The following is an 11,902-nucleotide window of genomic DNA, read 5'->3' on the forward strand; positions in this document are numbered from 1 at the left end:
GAGGGGGGACGCGAGCATGTCCGCCGAGCACCAGCACGGCTCAGCCGCGTCTCAGCCGCGCATTAGGACGTCAGCCAGGCCCGCAGCCGCTCCTCGGCCTCCGGGATCATGGAGGCCTTGACCCGCTCGTCCACTTTGTGGGCCAGGAGCGGGGTACCGGGGCCGTAGTTCACCGCGGGCACCCCGAGTGCGCTGAAGCGGGCGACGTCGGTCCAGCCGAACTTGGGGCGGGCCTCACCGCCGACGGCCGCCATGAAGGCCGCCGCTGCCGGGTGGGTCAGGCCGGGGCGGGCCCCGCCGGTGTGGTCGTCGACGATGAACTCGTCCACGCCGCAGTCCGCGAAGTAGTCGCGGACGAAGGCCTCCGCCTCGGCCTCGCTGCGGTCGGGCGCGTAGCGGAAGTTGACGACCAGGGTGCAGGCGTCGGGGATGACGTTGGTGGCGACGCCGCCTTCGATGCGGACGGCGTTGAGGCCCTCGTGGAACCGGAGGCCGTCCACGACCGGTGTCCGCGGCTCGTAAGCGGCGAGCCTGGCCAGGGCCGGGGCCGCCGCGTGGATCGCGTTCGAGCCCATCCACGCGCGCGCGGAGTGCGCCCGCTCGCCGGTGAACTTCAGGAACATCCTGAGCGTGCCCTGGCAGCCGCCCTCCACCTGACCGTCCGTCGGCTCCAGGAGGACCGCGAAGTCGCCCTCGAGCCAATCGGGGTGGGCTTCGGAGACATGCTTCAGGCCGTTCAAGTGTGCGGCGACCTCTTCGTTGTCGTAGAAGACGAAGGTGAGGTCGCGGTTGGGGGCGGGCACTGTGGCCGCGATACGCAGCTGGACCGCCACCCCCGACTTCATGTCGCAGGTGCCGCAGCCCCAGAGCACGCCGTCCTCGTCGAGGCGGGAGGGGACGTTGTCCGCGATGGGGACCGTGTCGATGTGGCCGGCGAGGACGACGCGCTCGGCGCGGCCCAGGTTCGTCCGCGCGACGACGTTGTTGCCGTACCGGTCGACCGTCAGATGCGGCAGAGCGCGCAGCGCGATTTCGACGGCGTCCGCGAGCGGCTTCTCGTTGCCGCTCTCCGAGGGGAAGTCGACGAGCCGCGCGGTCAGCTCGGCAGCGTCCAGCGTGAGGTCAAGGGGGGTGTCGGCCATGCCGTCGACCCTAGCGCTCCGGGCTCCGCACGGTTGTCCACAGCCCCGCCGGTCGCCGACAGCGGCCTCCAGTACCTTGTACGACGTGTCAGAGCCGTCCCCCACCCCCGTCCGGCGCGGCCGCCTCCTCCGTTTCGGAGGGGCCGTCGTGGTCCTGTTCGCGCTCGCGGGCTATCTCACGGTGCAGTACCTCACCGGGGGGCCCGGAGTGCCCCGCTGCACGGTCGTCTCGGGAAAGAGCGACGGCGAGTCGTACGAGTTCACGCCGGAGCAGGCGGTGAACGCGGCGACGATCTCGGCGGTCGGCACCAACCGCGGCATGCCCGAGCGCGCCGTGACGATCGCCCTCGCGACGGCGCTCCAGGAGTCGGGGCTGCGCAACATCCAGCACGGCGACCGGGACTCGCTCGGCCTCTTCCAGCAGCGGCCCTCGCAGGGCTGGGGGACGACGAAGGAGATCCTGGATCCGGCGTACGCGGCGGACATCTTCTACGAGCACCTCGCCAAGGTGAAGGGCTATGCGCAGCTGCCGCTCACCGTTGCCGCGCAGCGCGTGCAGCGCAGTGCCTATCCGGACGCGTACGCGAAGCACGAGCCGGACGCCACGCTCCTTGCCGCGGCCCTGACCGGCCGCTCGGCGGCCACGCTGACCTGCCAGGGGCCCGCCGAGTCGACCCCGGCCGGTGGCACGGACTCGGTGCGGGCCGCGCTCGTACGGGACTTCGGGCGCGATGTGCTGCAGGAGGCGGGCGCGGACGTGAGCGCCGCGGGTGCTTCCGCCTCGCCGACGGCGTCCGCCACGGCTTCCCGTTCGCCGACGACCACGAGCCGGACCGTGTCCGTACCCGTGTCCACGAACGCCGCCGGGACCGGCGTCCGGCAGCGCGGCTGGGAGCTGGCGCACTGGGCCGTGGCCAACTCCTCGGCACTGCACATCGAGCGGGTGTCGTACGCGGGGCGGGAGTGGACGGCCGAAAGCATCGACAGCGAGTGGGGTACGTCCGACGCGAACGGGGGCTCGGCCGCGGAGGCGTCCACCGCCGAGGTCCGAATCGTCACTGGGCAGTAGTACGAGTCCTCACCCGTTGGGGTGGGTCGCGTAGCGGGCGGTCGCGCCAGTGCGCAGGTTTTCGCGCGGTCACTCCCGTTTCCGCCGAATCCCTTGGAAACAAAGGGCCGTAGGGATTCGGCAGACTTTCCGACCGGGTGTTCTTTGGCCGTCTTTGTCCATAGATGATTATGCGACGCATTACCAACTCTTTACGTTGGGTCACCGCAACCTTCGCGGGCTTCGAGCGGTAGTCACTGCGTCCGAGTCCGGAACGATCACCTTCGGTCGGTCGACGGTCTGCCGACAGCCAGTCGGTCAACTGCCGGGCCTGGATGGACATTTCACCGTTCTCTTCCGTCTAAGGAGCATCATGTCCCTCCCCCTGACCCGCCGGATCGCCCGTGCCGCGCTGCTCGTCGCAGCGGGAGCGGCAGCCGGGGTCGGTGCGGCCGGCTCCGCCAGCGCGGCCCCCGAACTGCCGGCCACCCCCAACCTCGGCGGACTGACCGCCCTGGACGGGGCGAGCGTCGGCAACACGGTCGACGGTGCGGCTCAGAACGTGACCGGGCTCGCGGGCAAGTCCGGCGGCGACGCGGTCAAGAAGGCGGTGCCGGCCGCGGGCAAGACCAGCGGGAAGGTCGCCAAGACGGCGACGCCGGCGGCGCAGCAGGTGGCCGGGGACACCGCGGGGCAGGCCGGTGGCCTGGTCGGTGAAACCGCCAAGTCGGCGGGGGGTGGTCTTCCGACGGACGCGGTTACCAAGGGGCTGCCGACCGACGCGGTCACCAAGGGTGGGCTGCCGACCGGGCAGCTGCCGCTGAAGGGGCTGCCGCTCGGCTGACGCCGGGTCTGAACGGCGAGGGGGTCCAGGGAACGTACGTTCCCTGGACCCCCTCGTCTGTGCTCTGCACCTGACCGGAGCTGCACTGGACTTTGCTTGCACGGCACCCGGCGCTGTCGGCTGTGCCCACCCGTCCCGCCCTGCGGGACGATTGCCCACAGCGGTAGCGGTAGCGGGCCTGCGCTGCGGCAGCGGCAGCCGTAGGCGGCCTGCGCAGCGCCAGCGGTTATCGCTGCAAGCGGGCTACCGCTGCGTTCACTCGCTCGTCCGTTGCTGTGAGGGCCACTCGTACGAAGTTGTCGCCTGCTGGGCCGTAGAAGTCGCCGGGGGCTACGAGGATGCCCAGGTCGGCGAGGTGGGCGACGGTGGTCCAGCAGGACTCGTCGCGGGTGGCCCAGAGGTAGAGGCTGGCCTCGCTGTGCTCGATGCGGAAGCCGTGCTGGAGAAGGGCGTCCCGCAGGGCCGTACGGCGGGCCGCGTAGCGCTCGCGCTGTTCGCGGACGTGGGTGTCGTCGGACAGGGCGGCGATCACGGCGGCCTGGGTCGGCGCGGAGGTCATCATGCCGCCGTGCTTGCGGATCTGGAGGAGGTCGCCGAGGACGGCGGGGTCGCCGGCGAGGAACGCGGCGCGGTAGCCCGCCAGGTTCGACCGCTTCGACAGCGAGTGGACCGAGACGATCCCCTCGTACGAGCCGCCGCACACGTCCGGGTGGAGGACCGAGACCGGGTCGGCCTCCCAGCCGAGCTCGATGTAGCACTCGTCGGCGAAGACGAGGATGTCGTGCTCCCGTGCCCAGGCGACGATCCGGGTCAGTTCCGCCGCGGAGAGGACCTTGCCCGTGGGGTTCGACGGGGAGTTCAGCCAGAGGAGCTTGAGGTCCGTGGGGTCCAGGTCCGTCGGGTCGTCGTACGCCACGTGGTCCGCCCGGGCGAGGCGGGCGCCGACCTCGTACGTCGGGTAGGCCAGGCGCGGGAACGCCACCTTGTCCCCGGGGCCAAGGCCCAGCTGGGTCGGGAGCCAGGCGACCAGTTCCTTGGAGCCGACGATCGGGAGTACGTGGTGGTGGGTGATGTCGCGCGCGCCGAGCCGGCGTTCCACCCAGCCCGTGAGCGCGTCGCGCAGCTCGGGCGTGCCCCACACCGTGGGGTAGCCGGGCGAGTCCGCGGCCGCGACCAGAGCTTTCTGGATCAGCTCGGGAACCGGGTCGACCGGGGTGCCGACGGACAGGTCGACGATGCCGTCCGGGTGGGCGGCGGCCGTCGCCTTGTAGGGCTCGAGCTTGTCCCAGGGGAAGGTGGGAAGCCGGTCGGTGACTGCGGACACGGGATCTGGCTCACTTTCTCGCACGTACGGCGGCCTTCGACCCGTACGTATCGCTGGTACTCGCTGTACTCGCTGTACTCGCCACGCTCACCGGTACGGCAAACGCCTCGGTCCCGTACGGCGATCAAGGCGATCAGGCCGTACGGGACCGAGGCGGCGCGTATGCCGGGCCGCTTACTGGTTCTGCGGCGGGAGCGCTGCGACGAAGGGGTGGTCGCGCTCGATCAGGCCGAGCTTGCTGGCGCCGCCGGGCGAGCCGAGTTCGTCGAAGAACTCGACGTTCGCCTTGTAGTAGTCCTTCCACTCTTCGGGAGTGTCGTCCTCGTAGAAGATCGCCTCGACCGGGCACACCGGCTCACAGGCTCCACAGTCGACGCATTCGTCCGGGTGGATGTACAAGGACCGGGAGCCCTCGTAGATGCAGTCGACCGGGCACTCCTCGATGCACGCCTTGTCCTTGACGTCGACACAAGGCTGCGCGATGACGTAGGTCACGCTGTCGTTCCTCCTCGATAGGGCGCTGGCGGGCCTTCGTAGGCTCCCGCCGCCTGGCGCGCGGGAGCGCGGCGTCGTCGATGCCCGCCCCTAGTATCTCCGTTCTTGGTCCTGATCCGAACAGGAGGGGTGCACCGACCTGTGGAAATCTCTGCGTCTGGCCGTCTCGAGGTCCGCATCACCGCCGCTGACGTGGGCAAACGTGTCTCTGTTCGGCGCTTGTACGAGGATGCCGCCGACGGGGAGAAATTCACCGACACGGTGGGTGTTCTCACATCATGGGACGACGGTGTGTTGACGATCACACGGCGGACCGGTGAGCGTGTCCGGATTTCGGAATCCTCGCTGGTCGCGGGCAAGGTCGTGCCGTCCGCTCCCGCCCGGCGGCGGGGCCCGGCGGCCTCGTACGAGGAGCTGTCGCGGGTCGCCGCACGGGCCTGGCGGCCGGTGGAGAGCGAGCGGCTCGGTGACTGGGAGCTGCGGGCGGCCTCCGGGTTCACCCGGCGCGCCAACTCCGTGCTGCCGCTCGGTGATCCCGGACTGCCGCTGGACGAGGCGCTGACGTACGTACGGGGCTGGTACGCCGCCCGTGACCTGCCCGCGTACATCCAGACCGCCACCGGGGCCGAGGGCACGCAGGAGCTGCTGTGCGCGGAGCTGGAGGCGCGCGGGTGGGCGCGTGAGGTGACGGCCGAGCTGTGGATCGGGGCGCTCGCGCCGGTCGGGGACCGGGAGGCTCCCGGGGTCGTGCTGTCGCGGGAGGCGGATGCGGCGTGGCTGGGCCGGTACCAGCGCAAGGGGGTGAGCGAGGTGGCCCTGAAGGTGCTGGGGAGCGGGCCATCGGTGTGGTTCGCGACGGTGCCCGGCGCCGGGGGTGCGGCTCCGGCCGCGATCGGGCGGTGCGTGGTGGACGGACGGTGGGCCGGTTTCGCCGCCGTCGAGGTCGACCCGGAGTACCGCCGCCAGGGGCTCGCGACGACCGTGATGGCGGCGCTGGCCCGGCGGGCCCTGGACGAGGGCGCCTCGGCGGGCTGGCTCCAGGTGGAGGCGGACAACGCGGGGGCGCGTGCGCTGTACGAGCGGATGGGGTTCGGGGCGCATCACGCGTACCACCACTACCGGGGGCCGCAGACGCCAGACGCGTGCGGCAACGACGGGTCCCGGCAGACACCGGTGCCCGGCGGCGACCTGTCCGGGCGGACGCCATCACCCGGCAGCGACTTGTCCGGGGGGACGCCATCGCCTGGCAGCGACTTGTCCGGGGGGACACCATCGCCTGGCAGCGACCTGTCCGGGCAAGCACCATCGCCCGGCAGCGGCCTGTCCGGGCGGACGCCATCACCCAGCAGCGACCCGTCCGGGCAAGCACCATCGCCCGGCAGCGGCCCGGCCCGGCAAACCCCGGTACCGGGCGGCGGCCCGCCCCCGCAAACACCAGTTCCGGGCGGCGACCCGTCCCTCCAGACCCCACTGCCGAGCAGCGAGCAATCCCCGCAAACGCCACAAGTACCCGGCACCGACCGGTATCGATCGTCGTGAACGGGCACGAGGCTGCTATGCGTCCCCCTCATCCTCCGGAGCCGGAGCGGGCCGCCGAGGTGCGGCGGCGGTTCGGTGACGAGGCGCGGGCCGAGCGGCCCGATCTGGCGGTGCTGTGTCTGCTGGTGGGGGCGGCGGCGGACGGCGGCCTCGACGAGGCCGGGATGGACGCGGCGCAGATCGAGCTGGACCGGCTGGCGGGACTGTTGCCCTTCCGGCCCGGCGGGCCTCGGTCCTGGGCGGCGGCACTCGGTGAACTCCTCGGCGGGCGCTGCGAGTTCCGGGGCTCGCCCGGGGACTACCAGCGGCTCCGGTCCTCGTTGCTGCACGAGGTGCTGCGGCGGCGGAGCGGGCTGCCCATCCTGCTCTCCGTGGTGTGGATGGAGGTCGCGCGCAGGGCGGGCGCGCCCGTGTACGGGGTGGCGCTGCCGGGGCATTTCGTCGTCGGCTTCGGGCCCCCGGAGCAGCAGGTACTCGCCGATCCCTTCGACGGGGGCCGCGTACTCACCGGCTCCGACGCCGAGCTGCTCGTCGCGGGGGCGACCGGGGCGCCGCTCGACCCGGCGATGCTCTCCCCCGCCGAACCGCTCGACGTCGTCATGCGCATCCTGAACAACATCCGGGCGTGGGCTGCCGCTCGGCCCGAGCGGTCCGATGTCTCACTGTGGGCCGTGGAGCTGGCGCTGCTGCTGCCTTCGCATCCTGCGCGGCTGCGGTATGAGCGCGCTCAGCTGCTTGTGCAGCGCGGCGACTTCCTCGGCGGTTCCGCGGAACTCGACGCGTACGCCGATGTAGTGGCCGCCGTTGACGAAGCGGCCGCGGATCGGGTGCGGCGGCAGGCGCATGCCGCGCGGGCGATGCTCAACTGAGTTCGCGCTTCGCCCCGGCGCCGTTGGGGCTTGTGCCGTCGCGCGAGTGCCGGCTCGTCGTGGCTGGTCGCGCAGTTCCCCGCGCCCCTGGCCGGCCTCCCTTGGCGGGGATTCAAAGCCAGCCCTTCTCCCTCGCGATCCTCACCGCCTCCGCTCTGTTGCGTGCCGTCAGTTTTTGGATGGCTGTGGAGAGGTAGTTGCGGACGGTGCCCTGGGAGAGGTGGAGGGCTTTGGCGAGTTCGGCGTTGGTGGAGCCGTCGGCCGCCGCGCGCAGCACCTCGCGTTCGCGGTCGGTCAGCGGGTTGGCGCCCTGGGCCAGGGCGGCGGCCGCCATGGCCGAGGGGTAGATCACCGAGAAGAACAGGAACTTGCGGTTGCGCAGGGCGCGGGTGATCTCCAGCTTGATCAGGCTGTTCACTTCGACTTCGCCTCCTCGGCGGCCGTGATGGCGACGAAGGCCTGCTCGAGACCGAGCCCGGCGACTTCGAGGTTGCGGGGGTAGACGCCGAGCCCGTACAGCGCGTGGACGGTCGCGTCGGCGTCGGTGGACTGGATGCGGACCGTGTGGCCCGATACGTCGGCCGAGGTCAGGAAGGGAAGGGCGCGCAGGGCCGGCTCGTCGATCGGGCCCTCCAGGTCGAAGGCGATCCGTCGCGCGCCCGCCTTCGCCTTGATCTCGGCGGCGGTGCCGTCGGCCAGCAGGCGTCCACGGTGCAGGACGAGCACGCGGTCGGCTATGGCGTCGGCCTCTTCGAGGTAGTGCGTGGCGAACAGGACCGTACGTCCCTGGTCGGCCTGCTCGCGCATGGTGGACCAGAAGGCCTGGCGGGCGGTGACGTCCATGCCGGTGGTGGGCTCGTCGAGGACGATCAGGTCGCTGTCACCGGCGGTGGCGAGGGCAAAGCGGACGCGCTGGGCCTGGCCGCCGGAGAGCTTGTTGACCTTGCGGTCGGCGATCGGGGAGATGCCCGCGCGGGCCAGCACGTCGGTGACGCGGAACGGCTTCGGGTGCAGATCGCACGCGAGCCTCACCAGTTCGCCGACGGTGACCTCGTCCATCAGCCCGCCGCTCTGCAGCATGGCCCCGACCCGGCCGCCGACAATGGCCTCCCGCGGGCCGGCCCCGAACACCCGGACCACGCCGCTGTCGGGGCGCTTGAGTCCGAGGAGCAGGTCCAGTGTGGTCGACTTGCCCGCGCCGTTGGGGCCGAGGAGGGCGACGGTCTCGCCCGGGTGCAGCTCGAGCGTCAGTCCGTCCACGGCCCGGACGCCGCCGTAGCTCTTGGTCACCGATTCGAACGCGACCACCGAGGTGGTGGTCGCCCCTGCGATCGCCGCTGTCGTTGTCATGTGATCCATCGTGGCGACGCGGGCCCCGTCCTCGGCAGTGCCCCATGTCGTCATTCGCGGATGACAGATGTCATACGCGACGTACGCTCCCGCCCGCTCAGTGCTTGGCGCGCAGCACCTTCAGCGCGTCCGCGACCGAGTGCAGGAAGGCCGCACAGGCCGCGCCGCTGCACGGCAGTTCGGGATTCCAGGGCTCCACGGTGGCGGTCGCGGTGAGAGCGCGCCAGCCGGGGACCGAGTCCAACTCCCTTGCCGGGACGGCGTTTCCGCGACTGTCGGCGAGGACCAGGTCGGGGGCGAGCGCGGCGGCGTGCTCCCAGTCGGTGGTGGACCAGTTCACGCCTCCCGCGCCGGGGTCGGTCAACTCGACGCCCAGCTCTGCGAGATGGCGCAGCTCCGGCCAGGCCCGAGGCCGCGCGAGGTGCACCTGCCCGGACCGGGCGGCCGACAGCGCGAGCACCTTCAGGGGGCTCGCCGCGGACCGTACGGCCTCCTAGGCGGCCGCCAACTCGCCCTGCTGCCTGGCGGGTTCGCCACCGAGTGCCTGGGCCAGCTCGGCGAAGCGGGAGAGCATGCGCGGCAGGCTGGTGTCGCCGCCCACCGCGAGGGTGAGCGCGGGGACGCCCGCCGCCGCGGCGACATCGGCGGGGAGGGCGTACGGATGCGGTCCCCTTGCGGCAACGCTGCATCGGCGTCCGGCGTATGACAAGAGGGCGCCCGGCCATGGGAGTCATGGCCGGGCGCCCTCTCGGAAAGCGGGTCTGCTAGCTGGGATTGGTTTCGATCACGCCGATGCGGTCGGCGGCTGTCTTGCCGAGGAGCGCGGGGCGCAGCGCGCCGACCACGTCCTGCGGCGTGACCGCCGTCTTCTCGCCGTTGGCCCGCGCGATCGTCACACCGTCGAAGGTGTTGCCGTAGAGCTCCTTGAGCGCGTCGAGGTCGTAGGTGTCGGTGAGCTTGCCGTCGACGGCCTTCACCGCGATGAACTTCCAGAGGGTGTTCTCCGGGCTGAACGACACGGTGTGCGTGGCGTCCGTCTGCACGGTCACGAGATCCGACATCGCCGGCTCGGCGAACGCCTTCATCTCGCGGTCCACCTCGGCGTTCGTGACCGTCGGCTGCTGGGTGGCCGTGGCCACCTTCACCGCCGTGCCCGTGCCGGTCTCCACCTGCGCGCGGTACGCGTCCTGGACGGCCTGCGTGGAGGACGCGACGTCGATGCCCTTGCCCGCCTTGCCGTACACGGCGACGGCCTTGCCGGACTCGAACTTGATCGTGCCGTCGCTCGCCGAACCGGAGCCGCCCGCGGCGCTCTCCAGAGCCGCCTTGAGCTTCTCCTCGTCGACGGGCATCGCGGGCTCGACGACCCGCTCCTGGCCGAACAGCGAGCCGATCACCGAGACGGGGTTGTAGTCGCTGCCCGCGGCGGCGCGGACCGTGGCCTGGGTGTCGAGCTGGAGCCCGGCCTGGTCCGGCTTGAGCGAGACCGTGTCGCCGTCGACCGACAGCTTGAGGGCCTTGTTCGTACGGTCGCCGAAGGCGTCGTCGAGCTTCTTGACCGCCTCGTCGCGGGTGCCGCCGCCGATGTCGACGCCGAGCACGGTGGTGCCCTTGGGCACGTCCGAGTGGTTCATGAGCAGCCCGGCGCCGTAGGCACCGCCGCCGATGACGAACACGCCGACGCCGAGAAGCACCAGCTTGCTGCGGCCCTTCTTCTTGCTCCGCCTGGCCGCGGGCGCGGGTTCCTGGACCGGCTCGGGCAGCTTCGGCGGGGTGTGCGGCAGCGGCCCGTCGGGGTGTGCGCCCGGCCCGAACGGGGAGTTCTGGGTGCCAGGTACGACGGGGATGCCGCTGGTCAGGGTGTGTCCGGAGACGTTCTCCCCGGCGCCGCCGTAGCCACCGGCGCCCGGCTCGGGGGCCGGCTTCTGCGGAGTGAGGATCGCGGTGTCGTCACTGAGACCACCGGAGAAACTGCTGCCCGTGCTGCCGGGGTAGCCCGAGGCTCCTGGACCGCCGGGACCTCCGGGGCCCGTGGGTCCTCCAGGGCCGCCGGGGCCGCCACCGGGATACCCCGAGCCCGTGCCGGGCCCGCCCGGCGCCCCGCCAGGCCCACCCGGACGCATACCAGGTCCACCCGGGCCCGCTCCAGGCCCGCCCGGACCCATTCCGGGCCCGCCAGGTCCCCGCCCCGGCCCGCCCGGCCCCGCGGCCAGACTGCCGGGAGCCACGCCCGGACCCATCGGCGGAACCAGCGGACCGTCACCGGTGACCGGACCACCGGTCGGCCCCGAGGGACCGGTGCCGTTACCGGGACCACGCCGACCTCCGTCCGGGAAGTCCGCGAAGTACGGGAGATCGTCGCGCCGCTGTTCGCCGGTGCCGTTGCCGTTCCCGTTGCCGTTCCCGTTGCCGGATCCGATGGCCGGGAAGGAGCCGGTGTCTCTCAGCGCTCCGGATACGTCGAAGGAGCCAGTGCCGCCGCCGTGGCCTGGCGCCACGGGTCCGGCACCGGTGGCACCGGGCAGCCCGGCACCGTTCGTACCGCCGGGACGGGGCGCGTTCGCCCCGCCGGGCCGGGCACCACCAGGGGCGCCCTGCGGACCTGCACCGTTCCCGCCGCTGCTCCCGCCGGGACGCGCACCGCCGGGAGCACCATGGCGGCCGCCTCCGGCACCCGGGCCACCCGAACCCTGCGGTCCCGGCGGACCGGCGGCACCCGCGGGCCCCGAACCGCCGGGCAGACCCGCCCCGTTGGTGGACCCACCCCCCGGCCCGCCCTTGGGCGCACCGGACTTGCGCGGCGCGAACCAGTCGCTCGTCTTTTCCTCGGCGGCGGCAGCCGCGGGGGCCGGAGCGGCACCCGCCGGAGCCTCCACGACCGCGGGCCCGCCAGTGGGCGAACTCACGGCACGCGGCGCCTCCGCGCCACCGCGCGGTGCGCCGCCCGTGCTGTCGGCACCCTCGGCGGACACATCGGTGTCCGTGACCGGTGTGCGCACCACGACGGGCGGGATGGGCCGCGATCCGGGGATGTTGATCCGGATCCGCGTCGTCAGCGTGGTCTCTGTCTTGCGCTCCTCCGGAGGGGCGCCGGCGGCCGAACGGCCCGCGTCGGCACCACTCTCGGTGACCTGGGGGGTCCCGTACGGCGGCGTCCCCGACGGGTACGCGGCTCCACCGCGCCCGTTGGGCCCGGAGGACGAACTGTCAGTTTCACGACTCAAGGCAAGTTCTCCCGGTTGGCTCCGCCGCCCGTTTACTCGACCTCATCTCGGGCAGCTCGGCGGCGCG

Annotated in this window: 10 protein-coding genes and 2 pseudogenes; 4 read left to right on the forward strand and 8 right to left on the reverse strand. The window is 72.3% G+C overall.

All coding sequences use genetic code 11. The annotated features are described in order from the left end of the window. Positions 1–62: 62 nt before the first annotated feature. Positions 63–1,142 (reverse strand): succinyl-diaminopimelate desuccinylase, encoded by a 1,080-nt coding sequence (dapE, locus tag OG266_RS14950; protein WP_371546097.1) that lies wholly within the window; start codon positions 1,140–1,142, stop codon positions 63–65. A gap of 85 nt (positions 1,143–1,227) precedes the next feature. Between dapE and OG266_RS14955 the strand changes: the two genes are divergently transcribed. Together OG266_RS14955 and OG266_RS14960 are read left to right on the forward strand one after the other, a co-directional pair. Further along, positions 1,228–2,211, forward strand: coding sequence for a heavy metal transporter (locus OG266_RS14955; RefSeq protein WP_371546099.1), 984 nt, complete (start codon positions 1,228–1,230; stop codon positions 2,209–2,211). 352 nt (positions 2,212–2,563) lie between these two features. Continuing rightward, positions 2,564–3,034 (forward strand): ATP-binding protein, encoded by a 471-nt coding sequence (locus OG266_RS14960; protein WP_266454758.1) that lies wholly within the window; start codon positions 2,564–2,566, stop codon positions 3,032–3,034. A gap of 226 nt (positions 3,035–3,260) precedes the next feature. Here the strand turns inward: OG266_RS14960 and OG266_RS14965 are convergent, their stop codons facing one another. Both OG266_RS14965 and fdxA read right to left on the reverse strand, forming a co-directional pair. After that, positions 3,261–4,358, reverse strand: coding sequence for a bifunctional succinyldiaminopimelate transaminase/glutamate-prephenate aminotransferase (locus OG266_RS14965; RefSeq protein WP_371546102.1), 1,098 nt, complete (start codon positions 4,356–4,358; stop codon positions 3,261–3,263). A 174-nt stretch (positions 4,359–4,532) separates the two neighbouring features. Continuing rightward, complete coding sequence (gene fdxA, locus OG266_RS14970; protein ID WP_019058397.1) at positions 4,533–4,853, reverse strand: ferredoxin; 321 nt, start codon at positions 4,851–4,853, stop codon at positions 4,533–4,535. A 141-nt stretch (positions 4,854–4,994) separates the two neighbouring features. Here fdxA and OG266_RS14975 point away from each other — a divergent pair. Both OG266_RS14975 and OG266_RS14980 read left to right on the forward strand, forming a co-directional pair. Beyond that, positions 4,995–5,984 (forward strand): annotated as a pseudogene (locus OG266_RS14975) (GNAT family N-acetyltransferase); the annotation flags it as partial. 425 nt (positions 5,985–6,409) lie between these two features. Then, on the forward strand, positions 6,410–7,261 hold the full coding sequence (locus OG266_RS14980; RefSeq protein ID WP_371546104.1) for a tetratricopeptide repeat protein: 852 nt from the start codon (positions 6,410–6,412) through the stop codon (positions 7,259–7,261). A gap of 112 nt (positions 7,262–7,373) precedes the next feature. On the opposite strand, the pseudogene OG266_RS14985 reads toward OG266_RS14980, so the two are convergent. The 5 genes and pseudogenes from OG266_RS14985 to OG266_RS15005 form a co-directional block, all read right to left on the reverse strand. After that, a pseudogene (locus tag OG266_RS14985) lies at positions 7,374–7,595 on the reverse strand (response regulator transcription factor); the annotation flags it as partial. 80 nt (positions 7,596–7,675) lie between these two features. After that, positions 7,676–8,611: an ABC transporter ATP-binding protein gene (locus OG266_RS14990; RefSeq protein ID WP_371546105.1), complete on the reverse strand. Its 936-nt coding sequence runs from the start codon at positions 8,609–8,611 to the stop codon at positions 7,676–7,678. A gap of 97 nt (positions 8,612–8,708) precedes the next feature. Beyond that, positions 8,709–9,071 carry a hypothetical protein gene (locus OG266_RS14995; RefSeq protein ID WP_371546107.1) on the reverse strand — a complete coding sequence of 121 codons (363 nt, stop codon included), beginning with the start codon at positions 9,069–9,071 and terminating at the stop codon, positions 8,709–8,711. A 33-nt stretch (positions 9,072–9,104) separates the two neighbouring features. Then, positions 9,105–9,320, reverse strand: a complete 216-nt coding sequence (locus OG266_RS15000) for a hypothetical protein (protein ID WP_371546109.1) — start codon at positions 9,318–9,320, stop codon at positions 9,105–9,107. 55 nt (positions 9,321–9,375) lie between these two features. Then, the gene (locus OG266_RS15005; RefSeq protein WP_371546110.1) at positions 9,376–11,835 is read right to left on the reverse strand and encodes a hypothetical protein; all 2,460 of its coding nucleotides are present in this window, start codon (positions 11,833–11,835) and stop codon (positions 9,376–9,378) included. Positions 11,836–11,902: the final 67 nt, after the last annotated feature.

Origin of the sequence: Streptomyces sp. NBC_00554 (assembly GCF_041431135.1) — a bacterium.
Taxonomy (GTDB): domain Bacteria; phylum Actinomycetota; class Actinomycetes; order Streptomycetales; family Streptomycetaceae; genus Streptomyces.

What these genes read in the sequence shown, in the direction of transcription:
- OG266_RS14980 (WP_371546104.1), top strand. Translation starts at nt 6,410, where the DNA reads ATGCGTCCCCCTCATCCTCCGGAGCCGGAGCGGGCCGCCGAGGTGCGG.
- OG266_RS14960 (WP_266454758.1), top strand. Translation starts at nt 2,564, where the DNA reads ATGTCCCTCCCCCTGACCCGCCGGATCGCCCGTGCCGCGCTGCTCGTC.
- dapE (WP_371546097.1), bottom strand. Translation starts at nt 1,142, where the DNA reads ATGGCCGACACCCCCCTTGACCTCACGCTGGACGCTGCCGAGCTGACC.
- OG266_RS14990 (WP_371546105.1), bottom strand. Translation starts at nt 8,611, where the DNA reads ATGACAACGACAGCGGCGATCGCAGGGGCGACCACCACCTCGGTGGTC.